Below are 24388 nucleotides of genomic sequence, written 5' to 3' on the forward strand. Positions count from 1 at the left end.
GCCCTCCAGGAGGTGCAAGGATTTTGTCCAATTTTACCCCATTTCTGCGCGTTAAAGAACCTCTTGAAGGGACTCAAACCTTGATCAGTCCTGATTTCTAGATTAATTCAGCAAGCCCTAATTATCAACGATGATCGGCTGGGTAACATCAATACTTTCATCCACAACCACCGGTCGTGCATTAACAGAAAAAGGCAAGAAGCGCAGGAAACGTCGGAAGTCTGGTGCAGAGAAGCCTTGAGCAAAATTAGCAAAGACACTGACTTCCTCAGTGACATCATAAATGGCTCCCACATTAAAGACTACATCATCAAAACTAACGTCACCGCCGGTTACTTCATCAGGAATCGCAGCGCCAGCAAAATCAATATCTCCCAAGACATTAAAGTCATCGACTGACATATTGAATCGTTCAAAGCGTAAGCCCCCACTGAGCGCAAGCTCTTCTGTCGCTTGCCAATCCAACTGGCCAAAGGCACCAAAGGTTTCTAAATCATAAGGCGGAGAAAAGAATTCCTCATCCACCTTAATAAATTCATTGCTACCACTGTTATCAAAGACACCAGGGTCAAAAATTTCTAAGGGTTGTTCAATGGATTCATCCGCGTAATCTACGCCCCACAGTACATCCAAATTACTCGTTAAAGGCGTTTCAATGTCTAGACGAGCACCAACTTTTTCCGATTCCGTTACTGTTCGCGAAACCGATTCAAAAATGGTAGCTCGGTTATCGACTGGAATAGTGAGGGTTGTGGACTCCTTATAAAAAGCTTGTAAATCAAGTTGACTGCCACCAAGATCGTCATGGGAGTAATTTAAACTCAGTGTTAAGTCCTCGCGACCGGGTAAATCCTCCAGTTCCAATTCTCCCGATGTTTCTAGAGGTCGGGCTTTGGTTCGTTCATCAAGATCATCCACACTGGGATCAGAAATTGTGGGCGGGTCTTGTTTATCATCAAAATAATTAACCGTTAACTGTAAGCGCTGGTCTGGCGTGAAATCAACACCGGCTTTGGCAAGGATATTAAACGTTTCTAAATTATCTAATCCTTGTGAGCGACCGACAGGAATAATATCTCCCTCCGCATCAAAGCTATTACCCGTTTCTTCGTATGAGGCGGCAAGCAGATAATCAAATTGCCCAACTTGACCGGAGAAAAATTGTTCGACCCCTGCACCGAAACTCTGCTCAAAATCCGAGAGAGACAGGCGAGGACCAATCGAGACCTTAGTCCGAGCAGTAAACACTTCTTCTGGTTGACGGGTAATAATATTAATAATGCCACCACTGGCTTCTGCCCCATAAATTGAACTGGGACCGCGCACGACTTCCACCTGTTCCAAGGCATTAGGGGCAATACTGCGTAAATCTTGGAAGACGCTAAGGTTACTATCCACAGGAACGCCATCAATTAAGACAGAGGGTTCCCGACCGCGCAACGATTGAGCCCGATTGGAGGCACTTTGGCTAGGCGGACCCAATCCTGGAACAGTATTCCCAAGAATATCAGGAAGGTTATTCGAGAGTTGCGATTATTGTTCAATTTCTTCTCGATTAACAACGGTTGTAGAACGGGGAATGTCCCTAGGATCTTCTTCAGTTCGGGTTGCAGTTACCACCAGTTCAATAACACCGTCTTCAGTTTCACTTCCTTCTGTTACAGCTGCAGCAGGCGTGGGTTCTGCTTCTGGGGTTGGCGAAGGAGTGGTTTGGGCTAAACTGCCTTGTTCGGGAAGATTGACAGCTAGTCCTTGCGCCGTTGACTCAATATTCACTTTGGGAAGAGTGGTTGCCCCAAGGATAATGACGCGAACACTGTTAGGATATTTCTGAATTACCCTAATTTCAGCAATTTCAACAGATGGGTCGGAGATTTGAATGCTTTCTCCTTCGGCTAACTGTAACTGTGTATCAATAATATCGATGAAAAGGGTATCTTCTCCGACTGGCGTCTGGAACGTTTGTAGGGGTTCCTCCGTTGGCGTGATTAGTAAGAGTTGGAGGTTATTCTCACCTGTGCTATTGACTTGAATGTCAGTAACCGGAGAGGGAGCCGCATGAACAACACTGGTTACTAACATTGATGTAATAGGAATTACGGCATAACCAAGAAGGGATTTTTGAATCAGATTCACTGTTATCTTATTAAAAGTTAGTATCAATTATTGGTTGTCACAGTCTATCACTATATCACTTGAGAAATCTTTTTAATAATAAAAATCAAATGGGTTGAACTTTACGGAGTAACGCTGAGTTGAGAGACTCTAAAAAAAGTAAGCAGTGACTTAGTTTTAGGACTTTGTAGATTCCGTTGACTGAATCAGGAATTTGATAATTGTTTGCTGAGGTACTTGAGAAGACGCGGTTCTGCTGAGTGGAGGAAAAAGTGATTCCCGGGAAAAGTTTTCTTGGTGAAATCGGCGCTGGTGTGTTCGCGCCATCCTTTTAAGCCGCCTTTGCGACTGGCAGGATCGCGCCACCCGCCAAAAGCAGTAATGGGACAGGGAAGGGGGGTTTGTTCGGTGTACTGGTAGGTTTCACATACGGCAAAATCTGCACGTAAAATGGGCAACATCAGTTGCATCATTTCTGGATCATCAAGAATAGTAGAAGATGTCCCTTTTAACCAGCGCAATTTCTCAATCAGTTCTTCATCGGGGAGGTTATAGCTAGGGGGATCATCTTCAGGGAATTGGGGGGCACGACGACCAGAAACGAAAAGATGAGTGGGTAACGGTTGACCTTCATCGCGCAAGGTGCGAGTCAGTTCAAAGGCAATTAAAGCCCCCATGCTGTGACCGAAGAAGGCAAAGGGTTTGTCCAGATAAGGAGTAATGATCGGAATAAGTGCGCTGACCAATTTGTTTAAGTCAGTAAAAGGGGTTTCTTTGCGCCGTCGTCCATGTCCAGGGAGTTCAGCCGGACAGAGTTCGACTGTATCCGAGAAATGATTAGACCAATTGCGAAAAATTTGGGCGCTTCCCCCGGCATAAGGGAAGCAAAACAAACGCAGGGTTGCTTGTGGATTAGATGGGAGAGGCTTAAACATGGAGATTGGTGGAACTGCACAAATTATTATAATCAGCGATAGTAATTATAGAGTTAGCAGTTTGATCATCCTTGCCGTCTAGTTTTACTTACTGTTTGTGTCTGTTGCTAACGCTGCTTCAGAAACCATAACTGGAACGATCAGAGTAACATTACTAACAAAAGGGAGGAGATTTCTTCGAGTTAATATCGCTCCCATCCCAAGACTGTTTCCCATCGACGGCAAACAAACTGACCACTAATTCCCACTAACAGCAAACCAACTGAGCACAATACATACAGTAAAGCCATTCCTGCTCCTTCCCTGGTGCCAAAGATAGTTCCCAATAAAGGCGTTAAACTTCCCCCTTCCATCATGGCCGGTTCAAAGACTTGATCGGCTAAGGGACCTGCTAAGGCTACTCCAACCGCAGAAGTTAACTGCATAGAGAGAGAACGTACGGAAAAGACCCGCCCTTGAGCCTTTGGATTCACTTCGTTAAGCCAAATGGTTGCATGAGAACTATTCATCAAAGGAAAATTAAGAGAGGAGCCAAATTGGGCAACTAACCAAATCCATGGCACTTGTCCCAAGCCCAAAATCACTTTAAAGATGCCAGCCCCCATCATTCCTGAAAATAAAGCCTTCAGTTTCTGGGTGGGAGCGCCCCGAGTACTCAGAATAGTTGCACTCAATACGCCAGCAATGCCAGCAGCAGAATGAATCCAACCCAAAACTGTTGTATTGTTATCCGTACGGGCTAAAATCATGGGTCGTAGTAACACTCTTCCTAAATCATGGAGAAATTTAAATAGCAACCGAATCAGCAACAAGGTTGTCAACCCACGATGGTTGAGGAGATAGCGGATGCCATAACTGAAACGTTGCCAAAAGGATTCGGAAGGAGAAGGTTCGGTTTCGGTGGTCGAAGGTTGCGGAATGGGTTGGGTGATTAAGGTGACAATTGCGAAGCTAAACGTAGCAAGATCAATGACGATAATTCCGGTTAATCCGATTAAAGGATAAAGCGCACCTGCTAGCGCCGGCGCCATTATAGAAGAACCATAGTTAAATGTGGAATTCATACTCGTTGCCCGCGAATACTGGTTAGGAGGCACTAGCATAGCAACTGAAGTGGAGTAGGAAAGCCCCTGTAGTAAGCGAAAGCCACTATTCACTGCTGCTGTTAGGTAAATATGCCAAATTTGTAGTACCTCCAGCCAAAACAAAATCCCTAAAACCATGGTTGAAAGGGCAGTCACACAATTACCCAAGATCATGAGATATTTACGAGGGTAGCGATCAACCAGCACCCCTGCATAGAGACTCAAAGCAATGCGGGGCAGTTGGGATGCGAGACCAACCCAAGCCATAGCGGTAACTGAGTGGGTGAGTTCCCATACCCAAATACTGATGGCAAAGTTGGTCATCTGACTGCCGATGGTGGAGATGAGTTGACCAAACCAAATAATAATAAAAGTACGCATTAATTGTGGCTATTTTTGAGGTATTAAATAGCTTATTTTGAAATTTACCGAAATATGGTTTGTAAAAGAAATAATATGAGAATTTTCAATTAATCCAGTAAATATTTAAACAGGTCATCAATAAAAAGATGAGCAGACAAAATTCCAGAACCACGGTTACTTAATTCATAAACTCTCTCTTGTTGTACGGCTTTCAATTTTGACCATAACGGATGGTTCGTTACTCGCTCTTTGATAGACTCATCATCTTCTGTAAACAAAATAACGTCAGCGTCATTTAATTGGGGAATTTGTTCAAAACTAACATTTTCATAAGACTTATTTTTAGCTTGTATCTTTGGACGAGAAATGCCTGCATCCTCTAGGATTAACCCCCGAAATGACTCTTTCATATAAAAGCGAAGATTAGAGGGTCGAAAACGAACGATAGCAACTTTGATATGATTAATCTTTTCTCCCATTTCTGCTTGAAGTTTTTCAAGTCGTTGATAATATTCCTCCATGACTTGTTCACCTTGTTCAGGTTTTCCGAGGGCTTCAGCATGCTTGGCCAAGTTCTCTTTCCAATGACCTCCTGTTCCTTCTGTAAAAACAGTTGGCGCAATTTGGGATAGCTTACTATAGACATCTTCCTGCCAATCTTTGTTACCTAAAATTAAATCGGGTTCTAGGGACAAGATTTTTTCTAGATTGGGTTGAGTGGTATGACCAACATTAGTTAATTTTTGTACTTTTGATCTTACTTCTACTGGGAAATCAGGATTCACTAAAACCGTATCTGTAGTTGCGCCACCAACTAGTGGAGCATTTAAGGTAATGCTATGCTCTAAAGCGCTACTATCAATGGCAACAACTCGCTTGGGCTCTTGTGGCACTTCAGTTGTTCCCATCGCGTGTTCAATGGTCCGGGTTTCTTGTCCATCTAATGATGATTCAGATTGAAGCGAACCACAAGCAACAAAGAAAACTGTTGTTATTGTTAGGAAAAGATATTTCCAAAGCTTATTGCTAAATAAAATCATTGTTTTTGATAGTTTAATTACCTTAATTGGGAGTTAACTGGCTTATGGATTAAGTTGACATTGTGAGCTATGTTTAATGATTGCCAATCAACTATGGACGTACTGTCTTAAATATTTTCTAAAGCGCATTTTCTTTAAGGTAAAGTTTCGTTTGATATTAGAAATGGATGAATTACTCATTTTTACCTTTAACTTTTGAATTGACTGTTCAAGTTCATTTATCTCAGCTGTCGATAGCCCCAATCTGGTATTATAAAGCGAGTTATACCATTCATAAATTTGATTAGCAACGTTAATTCTAGTCGAAAATTGTTGAAAAATTTTTTCTCGATGGTTAAGGATACTATGATAGTAATTCAAATATTCTTCTTCACTCATGTTAGAAAGAAAAATAATTAAGTCTTTATAACTATCAAAATCTGACATTGAAATATAACAACTTAGTGGAATATAATCCGATACTTTTTGGGTTCCCAAATAAACAGGAACTGTGGGAATTAAGAAAGAATCCAATATTTTTTCTGAGATATAAGTATCTAAGATTGCTGTGTCAATAATTAAATTAAATTTATATTTAGATAAAATGACGTATTTTTGATCAAATGGTTGAATTGGACCACGATAGTTGGGAAGTAATGGCGACCATCCTTCTCGCCCATAGATATCAACATCACTATATCGAGCTAATTCTCGACGAGCTTCTCGCGCTGTTTCTCCATCTATTCCATATTGTTTAAAGTCTTCTTTAGTTTGTTGATAACCAGGTCTTATTCTATTATTAGCAATCATACAGGCTAATCGGTTTCTTGTAGCTGGATAGTTAAAAATATGATATAAATAACTATCGTAAACCATAGTGGAAAATTTTATGTTTTTATTATTAATAATTTTGTCAGCATAAGTTAAAGCTAAATCAAAATTGCTGTTTAGCCAATCTAAATCAAATTTTTTAGGGATATAGGGATCATAATGACGAAGTACAATGGGAGTTTTTTCTTTATATTTTGATATAATTTCTTGATTCTTATGATATAAATCCTCATTAGTTATACTAGGAATTAGATAAATGATAGAATTCTCTAATTTATTGATCAATTCATGATTAACATATCCATTGTATAAATTAAAATACTTAGACATTAAGTGAAAGTGATGCCGTCTTGCAATATAAAGGCGAGTGACATTATCCTGCTCCATTTCATTTAACTGAGAAACAATTGCTAGATCGTTGTTTACTTGATTTTCATTACAGATGTAAAAGATATTAATTTTTTGTTCACTACTATCGTTTTTAACCATATTTAAACTTCTAAAAAATTAGCTTATTAAAGCAAAAGCTACAGATTACGAGAAATTCACTTAATCTTATAAGAAAAATCATAATCTGTAGCCTAAAATAGTTGATGGTATTTGTCCGATTAAGTAAATCTAACTAGGAAGAAGTTTTGACAATTCTTTTACCAGTCAAATGAGTAGTTAACAGTTAATGTGGTACCTGGCGCTGCGGCACGAACGCCAAACCCATCATTATCTTCAGTTTGTCGATCAAATACGATGAATTGATTATTAAAGATATTTTCAATGGCAAGTTGCAGTTGACCGGGACCCACATCAATGTCGCTAATTAAATCGAATACAACATAGCTATCTGTATCAAAGCTCGCTATCTCATTATCTACTTCCCGTCCAGCAACCCAAAGCATTTGGAGACGATTGCGCCAACCAGGGGTAGTTTGATTTTCAACATAAGCCGTCACTTTCATTGGTTGAATATCTCTTAATCCCAGCCGTAGAAACTCACCATCATCATTACGATCAACTTCTCCTTCATTCCAACTAACAATACTTCCTAGTTGCCAATTGTCACTGGGTTGCCAATCTACCTGCGCCTCTAATCCCCAAGTCCGTTTTGGCGCACGAAATTGTCGGAGAAATCCTGTTTCAGGATCACGTTCAAGTCCTATTCCCAAATCAGAGGTTGTATAGAAACCAGCGATTGAGGCTTGCACTCTGTCCCAATTTCCCCGTAAACCAATTTCGTATTGGTCAATCACTTGAGGTTGAAGCCGATCAAGATCTTCGTCAACACTTAAGCCACCGCGAAGAGCGCGACGGAAATCAGGAATTTGAAAACCTTGAGCAAAGCTAGCAAAAGCATTGAGATTATCAGTAACATCAACTGTCGTACCAATGTTAAAGACGGTGTCATTAAAGCTACGCTCACTGGCAGAAATTAGTTCCCCTAAAAATTCATCTGGGTCACGACTTCCTTCAAAGAGAACATCACTATTTAAAGGTCGAAAATCATTATTCGCAACGGTAACATTTTCAAAGCGAAGACCGCCCCTCAGATTCCAATCTTCGGTAACTTCCCAAGCTAGTTGTGCGAAAGCGCCAAAGCTACCAATTTTAGCAACTGGAGTATCATCAGCAGTTGGTGTGAATACTTCTTCAAAATTGATACCTGGTCCAGGATTAGTATCCTCTAAAATATTTAAGTCTTGATTAATATCCCCCTGTCTATCATAATCAACCCCCCAAAACAAGTTTAATTGATCTTCTTGGGCAAGGGGTGTTTCAATGCCTAAGCGACCCCCCCATCGTTCTAAATCATTAGTACTTTGAAATGGTATAGGACGGCTTCCAATTTCTTGGTCTGGAAGAGATAAAGAACCAGTTCCAGTCCGAGTCTTAACGTTGCGATAAAATAACTGGGCATCAACCTCGCTTCCGAGCAAGTCATCGTTATTATAGCTAAGGTTAAGAACAGTATTGGAAGTTCCTGGGTCTTCCTCAAACTCTAGACCACCTTCAACTTCTACAGCACGAGCTTTTTCATCTTCAGAAATATTCGTATCACCGACAAAATCACTGGTATTATCTTGATCTAGATGACTTACTGTTAATTGGAGGCGTTGGTCAGGACTAATATCCCAGCCTAATTTTCCCATAATGTTCAAGGTATTTGCTTCAGAAGCAAGGGAAGCAAAGTCACTAAATGCACTTTTCGGAACGCGATCTCCTTCTGCATCAAAGAAAGCTCCGATATCTTCAAATGAAGAAGTAATCAGATAGTCAACATCGCCTAAATCCCCACTGAGAGTTTGTTCTAAGGTTAAACCAAGGCTGTCGCTTTCTAGAAAATTACTCAAAGACCCTCGAAACCCGACTTTAGAATTAGCACTAAAGGGCAAGCCAGTTGATGAACGAGTAATAATATTAATAACGCCACCAGAGGCATTGCCCCCATAAATAGCCGTGGGACCCCGAACCACTTCAATTTTTTCAACAGCAGAAGGAGCAATGGTTCTCAGGGGACTGGCGAATCCTTGGTTGGTACTTTGAGGAACGCCATCAATTAAAACTGTAAAGCCACGACCCCGCAATGATTGAGTATTAACAGAATTAATGCTCTGATTGGGCGGCGCAAATCCGGGAAGGGTTTTCCCTAAAATATCACTAATATTATTGGTGATTCTTGATTGTTGCTCAATTTCTTCTCGTTCAATCACTGTCACTGAGCGTGGGATATCTATTTGACGTTCCTCAGTGCGAGTGGCGGTAACAACGAGTTCAATGGGCTCTTGTTCTTGAGGTTGCTCAGTTGAGGGCGGTGTAGGTGCTGGGGGAGTTTCTTCTGCTGGTTCTTGGGCTATTGCCTCGGAATTCACAGCTAAAGCAACTCCTTGTTCTGTAGCATTGATTTCTGCTGTGGGAACTTCAGTTTCTCCAACTAATCTAACTCGTACCGTGTTGGAGTATCGTTGTTCTACTTCTACTAATGCAATTCCAGGGGCTGGATTTTGTTGTTGAAACGTTTCTCCCTCGGGTAAACGGAGCCGACTATTCGTTAAATCAATAACTAGGGTTTCTCCGTAGGTCGTGCGAAAAGTTTGCGGTTCTCGACCGGTGCTAGTTTCCAGAAATAGCGTTAAACCTTCCTCGGTTTCTTGTAGCTGTACGCCTGTTACTTCCGTTGTGCTTTGAGCTAAATTTTTATTTGTCTCTTTAGCGTTTTTGGCTGATGGCTCGTTAACTGCTACCGCTTTTGTGGGCGAGTAGAGAAGCAGTAGAGAATAGGTAAGGGTAGCAAGACAAGCGACTTTGGTTGGATTTTGAAGCAATTGTTTCAAGTTAACACTCCTCCTCAGGATCACTTTTATAAATAATTATTTGCAATAGTTAACTGTAAACCACATCTTAAACTGTCCTCCCAAAAGAAGTCTATGTCCTATTAGATGTTTTTGAGTCCTATTAGATGGCTGATTTGCTGAAAATCCCTACATTAGCCAAACGTAAGGATTAGAACAATTATGGATTAAATATTGACACTCTTTTGCAACAGCGTTACTATCGGAAATAACAGCTTTTAGAGCTGGCAAACGTAAAAAATCTTGCAAGTTGAAGGGAATAAAGAGTGGTTTGTTTTTGAGGATACGTTAGGTCATCCCCTTGCCAATCGGCATATTAACGATGCCTTACCTCCCGAAACTGAACCTTACATTCACACAACTTTAGAACCTGGGGATGTTCTTTATATTCCTCGGGGTCATTGGCACTATGCCTTAGCAAAGGATCAGCCTTCTATCCATCTTACTCTCGGTGTTCATTGCCATACCGGTGTTGACCTTCTGGATTGGCTGAAAAGTGAACTACAACAAGAGGAGGGTTGGCGACAGAATCTTCCCACTAATATTACAGAGTTACACTCCAATGCTATGGATAGCTATGTTAACGATTTAGTTCAAAAGCTACAACAGCTCCTAACCAAGGATAATCTTAGCAGTGAGTACACTGATTACTTAGCCAGTAAACAAACTGTTCCTTGTAGCTATTCTTTTCCTTACCAAGTTGGTTTTAGACTGGAAGAAGTTGATCAAAATACATTCCTGCGATGGCCCCGTTATCAGCGAGCATTTGTTTCAACTAATGGAGGCCAATATAACATCCGTATGGGAAGTAAAGAAATTAAACTAAAGGGAATTCCACAATCCTTTATTGACAATTTATTTGCCTACCCAGAATTTAGCGCTTATCAAGCATGGGAGTGGTTATCGGACTATGATTGGGACGCAGATGTCCAGCCTTTACTTTCACGATTAGTAATGGAGGGATTACTTTTAGTTAAACCTTCTCAAAATGAAACGATGAGTTCTACTAACTCAAAATCCTTACCTATTTATAATTAAAACTTTGAGCAAGTAATCATGACAAAGCAATTCTTTTGCGCCCAAGCCTGTTACCAAGCAGGGGAATCCATGATTGGCATGACAGCTAATAACCAGCACTATATTTTAGTGGAATGCCCTCTTCCTTGGCCCCATCAAGCGGCGGAAGCAGAATCTGTGCCTGAGAATTTACAAGCGTTAATGAGGGAATTGCGTGAAACTCAACAATCAGTGCGTTTTTTATTCATCTATAACCAAGCTCTCAGACTTAGACAAGGCAACCGAATCATTATACTGACGCTTCCCCAAGGACGTACCCAAAGTTTCTATAAATATGAAAGTCAAGTTAGCGATTTAACTCAAGTTGCCCCCTTAATTCGGAGTTACTTAGCTAAGGGGACAAATGCTGACTTAGAAGATTCCTCTGCTATCCGTGATATTCTTGTTTGTACTCATGGCACTCACGATAAGTGTTGTGGCAAATATGGGAAACCCTTCTACCAAGAAGCGTGTCAAATAACTGCTTTCTCTCCCAATGTCAGAATTTGGCAGAGCAGCCATTTTGGTGGACATCGTTTTGCCCCCACCGCCATTGATTTCCCAGAAGGTCGATTTTATGGCTTTCTCAATCGCGATTTTTTCACTTCAATTTTGCAACGCTCAGGAGATATTTCTTGTTTGAATCAAATCTATCGCGGTTGGAGTCTCTTACCTCGTCCCGTGCAGATTTTAGAGAAAGAGTTAGCTATTGCACATGGTTGGGATTGGTTTAACTATAAAGTAGCCGGTCGCATCTTAGAAAAAACAGAGGATGGAAACCAGCAGAAAGTGGAATTAGAATATGAAACCCCCAATGGGGAATTAGCGGCTTATCGTGGCAACATTGTTGTTGATCCAACCCAGACAGTTAACTTGTATGGTGGTTGTAAATCCAACGAACCCAAGTCTTTTACGAAACTTGCTGTTCAAGATTACGAGGCAATTGAATTAACTAAAGCAGGGCTTAAATAAATAATAAGGTCTTTATTATGAGACAATTACCACCAATTAATTACTCAAAAATTACAAGGGCTGAAGTCAAAGAATATGTTAATAAGCCTAACCCTACGATTTTAGAAATTGGTGCTCATCATGGGGAGCATACAGTTTTATTTTCGGAAATGTTTGAATCTCCAAAAATTTATTGCTTTGAGCCCGATCCTAGAAATATAGTTTCGTTTAAGCAAAGAGTAGGAGATCATCCTTACATCACTTTATTTGAGATGGCAGTTAGTTCTAATAGCGGAACTACAGAGCTTTATCAAAGTAGTGGAGTTAGTAAAAAGAGTATCGAACATGATTGTTCAAGTTCTATTAAAAAGCCCAAAAATCATCTTTATGTTTACCCAACAATAAAATTTGACCAAAAAGTTTTGGTTAACACTATATCTTTAGACGAATGGTGTAATCAGTATAAAATTAACTGCATTGACTTTATTTGGATGGATGTGCAAGGTGCTGAAATGGATGTTTTTCAAGGAGCAAATCAAGCTCTTAAATTAACAAGATATCTGTATACTGAATATAATAACAATGAACTTTATGAAGGTCAAGGAAATTTAGAGCAAATACTTGAGTATTTAGAGCAATTTAGTTATGAACCACTAATTAGATATCCAGGTGATATCCTCTTAAAAAATTATAAACCCAAATTTAAAAATTAGTCTAAGTAAGTGAGTATAGAAAAACGCAACTACATTGAGCATGAGTAAATAAAAATTTCTACTTCTTAGAAAATCATGCTACTCTCTAATAAAAAATTAAATAAATAATCGCAGTTAATGACCTAGAAGTAATTAATAAGGTGAATTCGTTAGAAATTCGTGCTCCTCACTCTCAAGAACTCTCTGCAATGTATTACCAACGGTGGACTGTGTTGCGCCAACCCTTGGGGAAATCTCCTGGGAGTGAGCGCGATCGCGCTGATGAGGCTGAAGGAACTTATTACGCGATTGCCAAAGGCAAGTGGCTTCGCCACATCGCGCTGATCGAAGGAAAAATTATTGGTTCAGCACGGCTACGTTTATTTGAAAAGGGGATAGGAAGTATTGCTTATGTTGCCGTTTTACCTGAATTTTCTCGACAAGGTATTGGCAGCCAATTAATGGAATTTCTTCTCAACCTTGCTCAAGAAAAGGGGTTGCACACGATTCGTTTGCGTTCACGAGTAACGGCTCAAAGTTTTTATAAGAAATTGGGATTTAGTTCCACAACTGAGCCTTTTATCCACATTGGGATTCCCCATGTGGACATGAAACTCTCTTTGTAGTGAAGAGTCTGATTTTAAAAGTTTTAATCAATTAACTGTCGGAAAATATTTTTTTAATTAAGACCGATATTTTCCAGGCGTTATCCCAAAGCGACGTTTAAAGGCGCGAGAAAAATAACTGACATTGGAGTAACCAATGCGATGAGCAACATTGCTAACCGTGAGGTCTTTATCTTCTAATAAAATTCTGGCTAAATCTAAACGATAATTTTGCAAGTATTGAAGGGGGGTCACATTAAAAACTTCTCGAAATCCTTGCTGTAATTTCATGCGATCCAGTCCAATTTTTTGGGCTAATTTGACAATCGATGGCGGATCAAGATAATTGTTTTCTAAAATGGCTCTAGCTTCATAAACTTGCTCAATTTCTTTTGGGTTTAATGTAAACTGACGGGGTTGCTGTTTTTCTTGTTGCAGCAGTTGAAACAATTGTAAGGAAACCAGTTCCAACACTTTTGCTTCCAAATACATTCGCGCGATCGCGCCTTGATACGGATGTTCCCAAATTTGCTTAATAATGGTTTGCATCATGGGAGTAATCTTGCCAACAGGTTGATGGAAACGGGGAGCGCGATCAGTTTCAATGAGTGGCTTTAGCTGTTGAGGAACCTGTTCTAATTCTAAAACAAAATCTCTTAGAAGAGCTAAAGGAATTTCAATAATTACTGCTTGATGTTCACCTTGATATGACTGCTCAATTTCTTCAATATTGGGTAAGAAAGCCAGATAATTTTGCCCACACTGCTCAGTGTACTCTGCTTGATTTTTGATGATTCCAGGACAAATAACAGGATGATCTCCTGATAATAAAAAATGAGAAATTAAAGGTTTACTTTCAATATGTTCAACGGTTTTTCCATAATCATTATAGATGATTTGATTAGTGAGCTTTAATTTAACTCCATTCGGTAATAAACCGTAATTTAGATTGTGTTTCCGCCAATAATTAATATCTCGTCGTATTTTATTAAATCCCTGTACATTATAATGCAGTTCTCGCAATGTCATGGTTTCCAGCCATGAATTTTTTAAGTCTGCTTTGGTGAGCAAATCCATGGTTTGTCTAACCTCACTTCAGTTAACAGAACTAGCGTTTATATAATGAGCTATTAAAAATTTTTGCATTGGCACCTCTATCACTGAAACCTATAACCAGTGATGCTCATCGCCAGCTAAAATTTGGTTGAGTAAGGAGTCCACTTCGTTGGCGGACAGGGCATTGAGTTCGGAGAGGAGGTCGTCAGTTTCCTCGCTGCGTTGGATATTTTGTGGATCAGCGTTATCTTCAGTGGTAATCATGGCTGCTAATCCGGCAACGGTTGGGGTTTCAAAGAGGCGATTGAGAGGGAGTTCTTGCTGAACGCGATCGCGCAATTCACTAATAATTTCCGTTGCCAACAGCGAATGACCCCCTAACTCGAAAAAGTCGTCATGAATCCCTACCGGTTCAATCCCCAGAAAGCGTTGCCAGGTGTCAGCGACAATGGTTTCGGTTTCATTGCGGGGGGCAACATAGGGCACTTGGAGATTGGGACGGGGATAGGTGACAGAGGGCTGCGGTTGATTATTTTGCGAAGTTTGGGTTGCCAACTGTTCTAGAGAGTGGGGAGTAGCACGGCGTTGAATGACAGTGGGTAAGTCTTTGGTACAAACAATGACTTGCGGAGATCCTAATCCTTGCAGGCGACGGAACGCGTCTTGTCCTTCTGCGGTGGAGATTCCCATTTCTAGCCCTTGTTCACGGCGTTTTTGCAGTTGTTCGGGAACAGTGGTATTCACTGCCATGCCCACTTCTTGCCAAGTATCCCAGTTAATGGCAAGGGTGAGTTGACCGCTGCGGTGGGTGCGATAATGGGCAAAACTATCGAGAAAGGCATTGGCGGCACAGTAGTCCACTTGACCGACACCTCCCATCACCGAACTGAGAGAGGAGTTGAGAATCATAAAGTCTAAGGGCTTGTCTGCAAACAGTTCATCGAGGATACGAGTGCCTTGCAGTTTAGCCGATAGAACCGTGGCTGCTTTTTCGGGCGTTTTCAGTTGGATAATGCCGCCTCCGGCAATGCCAGCGGTATGAATGACGCCATTAATCTTGCCAAAATGCGCTTCCGCCTCTTCAATCGCAGTTGCCATCGCAGCGCGTTCGCTGACATCAGCCGTTAACACCAAAACCTCTGCCCCCTGTTCTTCCAAGGCTTGCACACGACGAACTTTCTCAGCAACCGAGTCGTCTGCTTCTTCACCCGTTAGCCAGTCTTGCCACTCAGCGCGATCCGGTAATCCAGAACGACTGATTAAAATCAGTTTAGTGTGAGGCGTTTGCGCGATTTCATTGGCTAATGCTAAACCAATCCCCCCTAATCCGCCTGTAATCAAATAAACGCCTCCCTCACGGATGAGAGATTGAGAAGATGAGGGAATAGAAACTCGATCAAAGGTTTGTCGCCAACGATAACCATTGCGATAGGCAATACAACCCTCTGGGATTTTGGTGTTCAGTTCCTTGAGTAACGGTTCACGGAGAGAATCTAGTTGTTGATTTAACGCCGTTGCATCAACATCAATCAGACGACAGGGTAAATGGGGGTACTCTTGGGGAATGACTTTACAAATACCTTGTACTGTTGCTTTTTCCGGAGACAAGGGTTCAGTTCCCGTTACATCGTATTGTTCGCTAGTAATAACCGTGAGTGGCAAATTGTCCGATAAATCTTGTTTACCAAGGGCTTGCGCGAGAAACAGTAACTGATAAAAGCAGTTCTCTCCTTGCTGAGAGTTCGGGGTAACATTCCAGAAATGGAGAAGCTGTTGGGGAAGGTGATTTTGATCCGCTAGGGTTGGGAACAGGGTGTCGTAATCTTGTTTGCGATCAGGATTAATGGCGTAAGCCTGTTCTCCCAGTTGACTAAAGGTCGTTCCCGCTTGAACCGTAACCACCTGATCGCCCTGTTTTTCTAAACGATGGGCAATGCTTTCTCCTAACCCTGTTGCATCCAGAAAAATTAACCAAGATGTAGTTGATGGGAGGTTTTGTGGAGATAATACTTCTCGTTTCCAAGAAGGAACATAAAACCACTCGCTGAGATTTTGATTTTTGCGCAGTTCTGATGGTGTCTCACTGGTTGAAACAGTTGGCGGATCAATCCAATAGCGTTGTCGTTGGAAAGGATAGGTGGGTAAAGGAATGAGTTGTCGTTGTTCTTGGGCATAAAATCCAGACCAATCGGGAGAAATGCCGCTTAACCAGAGGTCTCCCAATGCCTGTAGAATTTGTTCTTGATCTGCAGTTTGGCTTTTGGGATGGGGGAGAGAGTGGGTGACTCTCGCTGTGGTTGCTTGCTGTTTCACTAAAGTGCTGAGGGTGGTTCCGGGTCCCACTTCCAAGAAGATTCGGTCTTGTTGCAAGAGTTCGCTAATCCCAGCAGAAAATTGAACGGTGTGGCGGAGTTGTTTCGCCCAGTAGTCAGGGCTTGTCGCTTGTTCACTCGTAATCCAAGTTCCTGTCAGGTTAGAAATAAACGGAATTTGTGGTGACTGTAACTTTACCTTTGCAACTTCAGCCTTAAATTGCTCTAAGATGGGAGTCATCATCGGGGAATGGAAGGCATGAGAGGTGTTGAGGAAACGGTTATTGATCCCTTTCGTTTCAAGTTGGGATTGGAGTTGTGCAATTTTGCTTTCTTCTCCGGAAACTACGCATAAGTGTGGGGCATTAATCACTGCTAGTGTCAAATTATCTCCTAAAAAGGGTTCAATCTCGGAAGCCGAAGCCGTGACACTCAGCATTTTTCCTGACGGTAACGATTGCATCAGTTGCGCCCGTTGTACCACTAACCACAGGGCATCGGTAAAAGAAATAACACCTGACAGACACGCTGCCCCATATTCGCCAATACTATGTCCAATCATCGCTTGGGGTTGAATGCCCCAAGATTGCCAGAGACGGGCTAAGGCATACTCTACGAGAAATAAAGCCGGTTGCGCGATCGCGGTTTGGGTTAATTTCTCGTTTGCCGTTGCTTCCTCGCCTTCTCGGGGATAGAGAATTTGGCGTAAATCCAGATTGAGCAAGGATTGCAGTTGTTCTGCACCGCAATTGACTTGTTCTCGAAACACCGATTCAGTTTGATATAACTCCAATCCCATGTTGACAAACTGTGCCCCTTGTCCCGGAAACAGGAACGTAACCGCAGGAGGTTGGTCTGGAGAAGATTGAGAGGTTTTCTCTTGTAACTGCGCGATCGCTGACTGGGTATCCGACGCAACGACCATCCGCCGATAAGGAAAACCTTTACGGGCGGTATTCAGGGTATAAGCGACATCAGCAAGTTTTAAATCGGGATGATTGGTCAGATGTTGGGCAAGATTGTCTGATGCTGTCGTGAGGGCAGTTTCACTCTTTGCGGAGAGAAGGAGAAGTTGGCAAGGACGAGAGTCACTACTGGAAACCGGCAGTGGGGCTTCTTCTAAAACGATGTGTGCGTTGGTTCCCCCAATGCCAAAGGAACTGACACCCGCCCGACGTGGCGTTTCTCCTCGTTGCCAAGGCGTAAGAGTGGTATTGACGAAGAAAGGGCTATTGTCAAAATCAATTTCAGGATTGGGTTCTTGGAAATGCAAACTGGGAGGAATCGCTTGATGATGGAGGGCGAGAACGGTTTTAATCAATCCCGTTACTCCTGCTGCGGCATCGAGATGTCCCACATTACTTTTCACTGAACCTAATGCACAATATCTCTTCTCTTGCGTAGTGGTTTGAAAGGCTTCTGTTAGGGCTTGCACTTCAATGGGATCGCCTAACGGGGTTGCCGTGCCGTGGGCTTCGATATATTGGATCGTATTGGGGTCAATATCAGCGACAAATAAGGCTTCCGCGATCGCGCTGGCTTGACCTTTGACACTGGGGGCAGTGTAGCCTACTTTTGCTGATCCATCATTATTGACAGCAGAGCCTTTAATCACGGCATAAATCGTATTACCATCCGCTTGTGCCTCTTCTAAGCGTTTGAGAACCACCATTCCCGCACCACTTCCGCCCACTGTGCCTTGGGCTTTTGCATCAAAACTGCGACAGTGACCATCCGGAGAATAAATTCCCCCTTCTTGATAGTGATACCCAGACAGATGAGGCACTTTCAGAGAAACCCCACCGGCGAGGGCAATATCACTTTCCCCACTGAGTAAACTGGATACCGCAGCATGAACTGCGACCAGAGAGGTAGAACAAGCGGTTTGTACGGTGAGACTGGGACCCGTGAGATTAAGTAAATAAGAAATACGGGTGGCGAGAAAATCTTTGTCATTCCCGATTAAGGTTTGAAACGCCCCAATGGAGTCCAGTTGATTTAAGCGGTGGTGCAAATTAAACAGGAGATAGGTATTGCGCCCAACTCCACCAAAGACCCCAATTCTTGAGGAAGACATTTCTGGGTTGCAACCGGCAATTTCTAACGCTTCCCACGCCACTTCTAAAAATAAGCGTTGTTGCGGGTCACTCCGTTCGGCTTCCCGCGGACTATAACCGAAGAATTCCGCATCAAATTCAGCAATATCATTTTTGAGAATGGGTGCTGCTTTCACATAGTTTGGCTGCTCGTAAACCTGGGAAGAAATGCCTCCTTGGTTTAATTGTTCTTCTGTTAGGGGGGTAATCCCTTCTTTTCCTTGTTTCAGGTTGTCCCAAAATTCATCAATGTTTCTGGCACTTGGGAAACGTCCCGTCATGCCAATAATTGCAATCTCGTTTGTCATTAGTCAATATTCTCCCGTCTTAAGGCTTCATCAGGTAAATTCGCGCCATTCTTGTGACTTTGTACCCATTCCATGAATCGTTCTACTCGTTCTTCTGGAGTTGCCGTTGCCCAAAAGGGCTGTTCTGGCGGCAAGGGTGATAAAATGAGCCGATTATCACTCGTCACCTCTATTTGAAAGCGAGTATGAGGGGGAATTGCTTGTAAAACTTCTTCAGGAAGTTGCAGTGTTCCAGTTTCATTGATTTCGACGATGAAAGTCATGGCAATTTGTTTTATTCTCAAAGGCTTTCTCTATAATTGTTATATGCAAAGATTTTCATTAAATGATCGATTCTGATGAGACAGAGCTTCCCTTCTCACTGGAAATTAAATCTATTAACAGCGAAGCCTTGTTTCGCCTTAGAGAAAATTATGACATAATATTGCGAATATTTTTTATTAAGGTTGAGAACATTGACCAACGGTCACCGGAGCTTTAGTGAGGACAGGCGTCTTCCGTTTTCCGAAGGCGTAATCTTTGACCACTGAGATCTAGAACTGCACACGGAAGAAAACTTATGACGATGCCTACGGCTCGGTCTACGACCTACGCACTTTCCTATGCCAAGTATCAGCAACTACTCAGAGCAAATCGACAACCCTGTCAAGATTTTGAGACCGTTTCCAAGGTACCAGAGGAAATTGGTTTAGGAGGATCCCGAAGCGTTGAGTTTGAAAGGGGTTTATCTCTGACAATTAGAGAGTTTCAAATGCGCGATCGCGTAATCTTTAAAAATCCCCCTCGGGAACATCCAGTGGAATTTGGCTTTACTCTAAGTGGACAATGGCAGGATGAATACGGCAATTATCTCAAAGCTGGACAAAACATCCTTGTGGGAGGCTTAGAACCCGGTGGAACCATTGACTGTTTGCAACCCCAAAATTTGTTAGGGATTAGTATTCATGCGGAGTTACCCCTATTAGAAAAACTAGTTGGCGGTTCCCCTGAAACAAATAGTTTAGCACTCAAGCAATTGTTCAAAACAATTCAGAATGAACCCTATTTTTCCCTAAACCGAACTACTCCAGCTATGCAAATAACGCTCCGTCAAATTCTACAATGCCCCTATCAAGGCATGACGAAGCGACTTTACCTAGAAAGCAAAACTTTAGAATTAATTGCACTGACCCTGGAACCCATTCTTAATCATTGCCGACAGCAGAGTTCGACGCTCAGTCCGCGCGATCGCGCTAAAATTCATCATGCCCGAGAAAGGTTACTAGAACAGTTGGAAAACCCTCCCTCCTTAAAAGAACTAGCCCAAGCCGTGGGGTGTAACGAATATAAGCTCAAGCAGGGATTTCGCGAACTCTTTGGAACCACGGTGTTTGGTTGTTTGCATAACTATCGCATGGAGTGTGCCCAGCTTTTATTGATGGAAGATAATATCACGATTACAGACTTTGCTTGTGCCGTTGGTTATACCAATCTCAGCGCGTTTTGCAGTGCCTTTCGGAAAAAGTTTGGCATTAGTCCAAAAACCTACTGGCAAAGCTGTTCCCGACATCAATAACCTTTCTTGTTCACTGGCTCCTACTAATACCGATATTGAGTTTAAAGGGAAAATGCTAAAGTTATCCTGAATTCATGTCCTACGATAACCTGTGTAAACGCCTAGCAGAACAATATCCCCAAGCCTTCCTAGGATGGCTATTAAGAACAATTCCCTCTGAAATTAAACTTCTCAAAGATTACGCGTCCTTAAACAGGACACGCCTGCTTTGAGCGTTGCTCAAAACTGAACTCAGCAACGAACCCATCCGCGCCGACTTCCTTAGCTTCTTTCAGCTAGAAGGCAATATCGTTCACTTAGAATTTCAAACCCAACCGGAATCCAATTTTCCCTTGCGAATGCTGGACTACTGGGTAAGACTGTATCGCACCTATAACTGTCCCATCCAACAAATTGTTTTGTTTCTCAAACCCACCAATTCTCCGAGAGTCTATCTCGACCAATTGCAACTCCCTCAAACCCAACATCGTTATCGAGTGGTGCGCCTTTGGGAAGAAAACCCAGAACCCTTACTCGCCGAACCCGGATTATTACCATTAGCGGTTTTAGCGAAAAGCAATAACTCACAACAATTATTAACGCAGGTCAGTGAAGCCTTAACTGCCATCGAAAACCCGCAACAACGGAAGGAACTGGCGACCGGATGCTACATTTTAGGTGGACTCAAGTTTGAGGAACAACAACTCATTCACCAACGGTCATCCGCAGGCTCCGTCGCTTTGCGGCGGAGTACGGATGACTTCATTGGGGAGGAAATTATGGAAGAGTCAGTAACTTATCAAGCAATTTTACAGAAAGGGTTAGAACAGGGCTTGGAACGAGGCTTAGAACAAGGCTTAGAACAAGGGTCAAAGCGAGAAGGATTATTGTTAGTGAAACGCTTAATTCATCGCCGACTCGGGAATTTATCTGCTGAGTTAGAACAGCGCATTGACAACCTTTCCCTTTCTAAACTGGAAGATTTAGCAGAAGCGTTACTCGAGTTTAATCGCTGGGAGGAGTTAACCCATTGGTTAGACAATAAGAGGGCTTAAAAGCACGGTGATCCTTATGGTTAAATCAAATTTTTGACCCGACAAAACTAACCTCTTCTCAGTTAAGGGAATTCAGCACTGACTTGACTTGGCAGAGGCTCTCCCTTTTGCTCAAGAATATTTTCTAGCAGTTCAATAACATCTTGAGCATTGTCTAGGGCTTCTTGATAAGATTCGCCATGAGTACAGGGTTGCATGATATTAAAGTCTGGAAGAGTGGCAATAAAAGCGTTATCTTCCTGTGACCATTCGATGATGACTTTGTACTTACCTTTCATTGTCCCTTCTGTAAAATCAGAACTTCTCCCTTACTTCACAATATCGGTAAAGGCATCTAGGTAGCCCATTACATCAAGCTGAACTGACGTTAATAAAAAAAATCCGTTTGAACACAAAAAGCTCCGTTTGACCACAACTTATCTTCCCCACTTTCAGTAAAGTTGACAATAGTTCTTAAAAAGAAGTCGAAAATCATCTAGATTAACGACCCCTTTATCTCGCAGTTAGCGGGAACTGTACTGTTTTGATATCAGAAATTGTGAGGAGTGAATGTGAGTCAATTGCAATACTTAAACGGATTCGGAATCGCTAGTGGTGTTGCCTCAGCGATGATTCTTGTCGTACAACCGGCTTTTGCCCAGGGCATTTCGGTCACCAATGTCCAGATCCAGCGAACAGAACGTGGGATTGAAATTATTTTAGAAACTCCTACGGGCAAGCAACCGGAAACGTTTCGCACCACCTATGGGGAAACTTTAATCATTGACTTGATTAATACCCAATTGCAGGGAGAGGGGTTCGTTGAAGAAAATCCAGCTTCGGGAATTGCCTCAGTGGAAGTGATCCAGGAATATGCCAACACGATACGAGTGAAACTAGTGGGGACAGAGGAAGTCCCGATTGCGGAAGTGATGACAACGGGTCAGGGAGTTGCCCTTAATGTTACTACGCCATCAGCAATAGCAGACCAATCCCCCATCTCCGAACCACCCGAAGAGAAACCGGCAGAAGAACCGGAAGAACCCATTGAGCTAGTGGTAACAGCAGAAAGAGAATCATATCGAGCGGAGGACGCCACCACCGGCACCCGGACAGAAACACCACTGCGAGACATCCCTCAGTCGATTCAAGTGGTTCCCAAAGAAGTGATTGAAGATCAGCAAGCCACTGACCTACAAGAGATTGTCCGCAATGTGAGTGGTATCGTGGAGTCAGATACATTTAGTGGAACACTTGATCGCTTTAACATTCGTGGGTTTGAGCAAAGAACCTTTCTACGCAACGGATTTCGTGACAGTGGAGTAGCTCGAATCAGAGAAACTGCCAACGTGGAAAGAGTCGAGGTGCTGAAAGGACCCGCATCTGTCTTACATGGGCGTCTTGAGCCAGGGGGGGGTAATTAACCTAGTTACAGAAAAGCCGACCGCAGAACCATTTTTTGCCCTTGAATCACGTATAGGAAGTTTTGGTTTTATCGAGCCTTCTATTGATATTTCCGGTCCGTTAAACGCCAACGGGACATTAGCCTATCGACTCAATGCCCTTTATGAAGAGGAAGATGGGTTTCGAGATTTCAATCGCGATGTTGAGCGAACGTTTGTTTCACCCGTTCTGACCTGGGACATTAGCGACAGCACCAATCTGACTATAGAACTATCCTATACTGATGATGAGCGACCGTTCGATCAAGGGCTAGTTGCCATAGGTGAAGGAATTGCCGACATTCCTTTTGATCGCATTGTCAACGAGCCAACTGATTTTAATGAATCGACACAATTTATTGCTAATTATACTTTAGAACATCAGTTTAATGAGAGCTTAAAACTACGCAATCGCTTTCAATTTTTGAGAGGTGACAGATTAAATATTGAAAATCAACCTTTTAGCGTCAACGATAATGGAGAAGTTCAGCGATTTGTTTTTTCCAACGATGCCACGGAGAAAAATTACGCTCTTCAAACTAATCTTGTCGGTAACTTCCAAACGGGTTCCATTGAGCATGAGGTTCTTTTTGGTGTCGATTTAAACCGCGAAATCGAAGACCGACAGGGTCGAAGCACTGATGACAGTTTTGGCGTAACAACCATTAATGTTTTCGATCCGGTTTATGACGATGGCACACCGAGCCGGGAAGAGCTAAACTTTACTGCTGTTGATGTTGATAACCAGACAGATTCACTAGGCATTTATCTCCAAGACCAAATTGCCTTTTCAGAGAAATGGAAGCTCCTGATTGGAGGAAGGCTCGATTTTGTTAGTCAGGAAAATGAGGATCGTTTGGACGATACGACTACAACCCAAGATGACGAAGCATTTAGCCCACGGGTTGGTCTAGTTTATCAACCTAGTGAGTCGTTATCTCTCTATGGGAGCTTTAGCCGCTCTTTTGTGCCCAATGAGGGAGACGGTCAAGGCGGTATTCTCGACCCTGAGCGCGGCACCCAGTATGAAGTCGGACTCAGGAGCGAACTATTGGATGGTCGCCTTTCTGCCACATTAGCTGCGTTTAACATTACCAAGAGCAATGTTTCAGTTGGTGTGGAAGATCCTCCTGCTGGTTTGCGACGTGCCATTGGTGAACAAAGAAGCCGAGGCTTTGAATTGGATATTGCTGGAGAACTTGCTGATGGCTGGAAGATTATTGCCTCTTATGCTCATACTGACGCTGAGGTTACAGACGATAATGACAGTGAGCAAGAAGGAAATGAACTCCCCGGTATTCCCAGAAATGGTGCTAGTCTCTGGACAGTCTATGAAATTCAACGTGGTAACTTGCAAGGATTAGGAATTGGTGCTGGGGTCTTCTTTGTCGGTGAACGGGAAGGAAACCTAGACAACACCTTTCGACTTCCCAGCTATACCCGTATTGATGCAAGACTGTCTTATCGAAGAAATAATTGGAAGGCGGCACTTAACTTTAAAAATCTCTTCGATATTGACTATGTGGAGTCTCCTGGTTTTAATCGATTTTCGATTGATCCAGGAATCCCTTTCACCGTGATTGGTTCTTTTTCGGTGGAATTTTGAGCAATCT

The 24388-nt window shown here is 42.5% G+C and carries 18 protein-coding genes and 1 pseudogene; 8 read left to right on the forward strand and 11 right to left on the reverse strand.

Annotated elements, in window-relative coordinates:
* Window positions 1-117: 117 nt before the first annotated feature.
* From GVY04_20310 to GVY04_20340, 7 genes are all read right to left on the reverse strand, one after another.
* A complete protein-coding gene (locus GVY04_20310) occupies window positions 118-1482 on the reverse strand; it encodes a TonB-dependent receptor (protein ID NBD18385.1) in 1365 nt (454 codons plus the stop codon).
* A gap of 51 nt (window positions 1483-1533) precedes the next feature.
* Window positions 1534-2136: a hypothetical protein gene (locus GVY04_20315; GenBank protein NBD18386.1), complete on the reverse strand. Its 603-nt coding sequence runs from the start codon at window positions 2134-2136 to the stop codon at window positions 1534-1536.
* Window positions 2137-2321: 185 nt separating this feature from the next.
* Window positions 2322-3050 (reverse strand): alpha/beta fold hydrolase, encoded by a 729-nt coding sequence (locus GVY04_20320; protein NBD18387.1) that lies wholly within the window; start codon window positions 3048-3050, stop codon window positions 2322-2324.
* A 182-nt stretch (window positions 3051-3232) separates the two neighbouring features.
* Window positions 3233-4516 carry an MFS transporter gene (locus tag GVY04_20325; GenBank protein NBD18388.1) on the reverse strand — a complete coding sequence of 428 codons (1284 nt, stop codon included), beginning with the start codon at window positions 4514-4516 and terminating at the stop codon, window positions 3233-3235.
* An 89-nt stretch (window positions 4517-4605) separates the two neighbouring features.
* Window positions 4606-5538 carry an ABC transporter substrate-binding protein gene (locus GVY04_20330; protein NBD18389.1) on the reverse strand — a complete coding sequence of 311 codons (933 nt, stop codon included), beginning with the start codon at window positions 5536-5538 and terminating at the stop codon, window positions 4606-4608.
* Window positions 5539-5625: 87 nt separating this feature from the next.
* A complete protein-coding gene (locus tag GVY04_20335) occupies window positions 5626-6837 on the reverse strand; it encodes a hypothetical protein (GenBank protein ID NBD18390.1) in 1212 nt (403 codons plus the stop codon).
* Window positions 6838-6995: 158 nt separating this feature from the next.
* Window positions 6996-9671 carry a TonB-dependent receptor gene (locus GVY04_20340; GenBank protein ID NBD18391.1) on the reverse strand — a complete coding sequence of 892 codons (2676 nt, stop codon included), beginning with the start codon at window positions 9669-9671 and terminating at the stop codon, window positions 6996-6998.
* 261 nt (window positions 9672-9932) lie between these two features.
* On the opposite strand from GVY04_20340, the gene GVY04_20345 reads away from it, so the two are divergent.
* The 4 genes from GVY04_20345 to GVY04_20360 all read left to right on the forward strand — a co-directional run bounded on the left by GVY04_20345 (window position 9933) and on the right by GVY04_20360 (window position 13014).
* Window positions 9933-10727, forward strand: coding sequence for a hypothetical protein (locus GVY04_20345; protein ID NBD18392.1), 795 nt, complete (start codon window positions 9933-9935; stop codon window positions 10725-10727).
* Between the two features lie 18 nt (window positions 10728-10745).
* A complete protein-coding gene (locus GVY04_20350) occupies window positions 10746-11717 on the forward strand; it encodes a sucrase ferredoxin (GenBank protein ID NBD18393.1) in 972 nt (323 codons plus the stop codon).
* A 17-nt stretch (window positions 11718-11734) separates the two neighbouring features.
* The gene (locus tag GVY04_20355) at window positions 11735-12409 is read left to right on the forward strand and encodes an FkbM family methyltransferase (protein ID NBD18394.1); all 675 of its coding nucleotides are present in this window, start codon (window positions 11735-11737) and stop codon (window positions 12407-12409) included.
* A 140-nt stretch (window positions 12410-12549) separates the two neighbouring features.
* Window positions 12550-13014, forward strand: a complete 465-nt coding sequence (locus GVY04_20360) for a GNAT family N-acetyltransferase (GenBank protein NBD18395.1) — start codon at window positions 12550-12552, stop codon at window positions 13012-13014.
* A gap of 57 nt (window positions 13015-13071) precedes the next feature.
* Here the strand turns inward: GVY04_20360 and GVY04_20365 are convergent, their stop codons facing one another.
* From GVY04_20365 to GVY04_20375, 3 genes are all read right to left on the reverse strand, one after another.
* The gene (locus GVY04_20365; GenBank protein NBD18396.1) at window positions 13072-14070 is read right to left on the reverse strand and encodes a helix-turn-helix domain-containing protein; all 999 of its coding nucleotides are present in this window, start codon (window positions 14068-14070) and stop codon (window positions 13072-13074) included.
* Between the two features lie 90 nt (window positions 14071-14160).
* A complete protein-coding gene (locus tag GVY04_20370; GenBank protein NBD18397.1) occupies window positions 14161-18765 on the reverse strand; it encodes an SDR family NAD(P)-dependent oxidoreductase in 4605 nt (1534 codons plus the stop codon).
* Window positions 18765-19028 carry a hypothetical protein gene (locus GVY04_20375; GenBank protein ID NBD18398.1) on the reverse strand — a complete coding sequence of 88 codons (264 nt, stop codon included), beginning with the start codon at window positions 19026-19028 and terminating at the stop codon, window positions 18765-18767. The genes GVY04_20370 and GVY04_20375 overlap by 1 nt, the downstream gene beginning before the upstream one ends.
* A 296-nt stretch (window positions 19029-19324) precedes the next feature.
* Here GVY04_20375 and GVY04_20380 point away from each other — a divergent pair, with 296 nt between their 5' ends.
* Together GVY04_20380 and GVY04_20385 are read left to right on the forward strand one after the other, a co-directional pair.
* Complete coding sequence (locus tag GVY04_20380) at window positions 19325-20320, forward strand: helix-turn-helix domain-containing protein (GenBank protein ID NBD18399.1); 996 nt, start codon at window positions 19325-19327, stop codon at window positions 20318-20320.
* A 74-nt stretch (window positions 20321-20394) separates the two neighbouring features.
* Window positions 20395-21354 (forward strand): annotated as a pseudogene (locus GVY04_20385) (DUF4351 domain-containing protein).
* Window positions 21355-21416: 62 nt separating this feature from the next.
* Here the strand turns inward: GVY04_20385 and GVY04_20390 are convergent.
* Window positions 21417-21632, reverse strand: coding sequence for a type II toxin-antitoxin system HicB family antitoxin (locus GVY04_20390; protein NBD18400.1), 216 nt, complete (start codon window positions 21630-21632; stop codon window positions 21417-21419).
* A 273-nt stretch (window positions 21633-21905) separates the two neighbouring features.
* On the opposite strand from GVY04_20390, the gene GVY04_20395 reads away from it, so the two are divergent.
* Together GVY04_20395 and GVY04_20400 are read left to right on the forward strand one after the other, a co-directional pair.
* A complete protein-coding gene (locus GVY04_20395; protein ID NBD18401.1) occupies window positions 21906-22757 on the forward strand; it encodes a TonB-dependent receptor plug domain-containing protein in 852 nt (283 codons plus the stop codon).
* On the forward strand, window positions 22726-24381 hold the full coding sequence (locus GVY04_20400; GenBank protein ID NBD18402.1) for a TonB-dependent siderophore receptor: 1656 nt from the start codon (window positions 22726-22728) through the stop codon (window positions 24379-24381). Before GVY04_20395 ends, GVY04_20400 begins: the two co-directional genes overlap by 32 nt.
* Window positions 24382-24388: the final 7 nt, after the last annotated feature.

The organism is Cyanobacteria bacterium GSL.Bin1 (assembly GCA_009909085.1).
Classification (GTDB): Bacteria; Cyanobacteriota; Cyanobacteriia; order Cyanobacteriales; family Rubidibacteraceae; genus Halothece.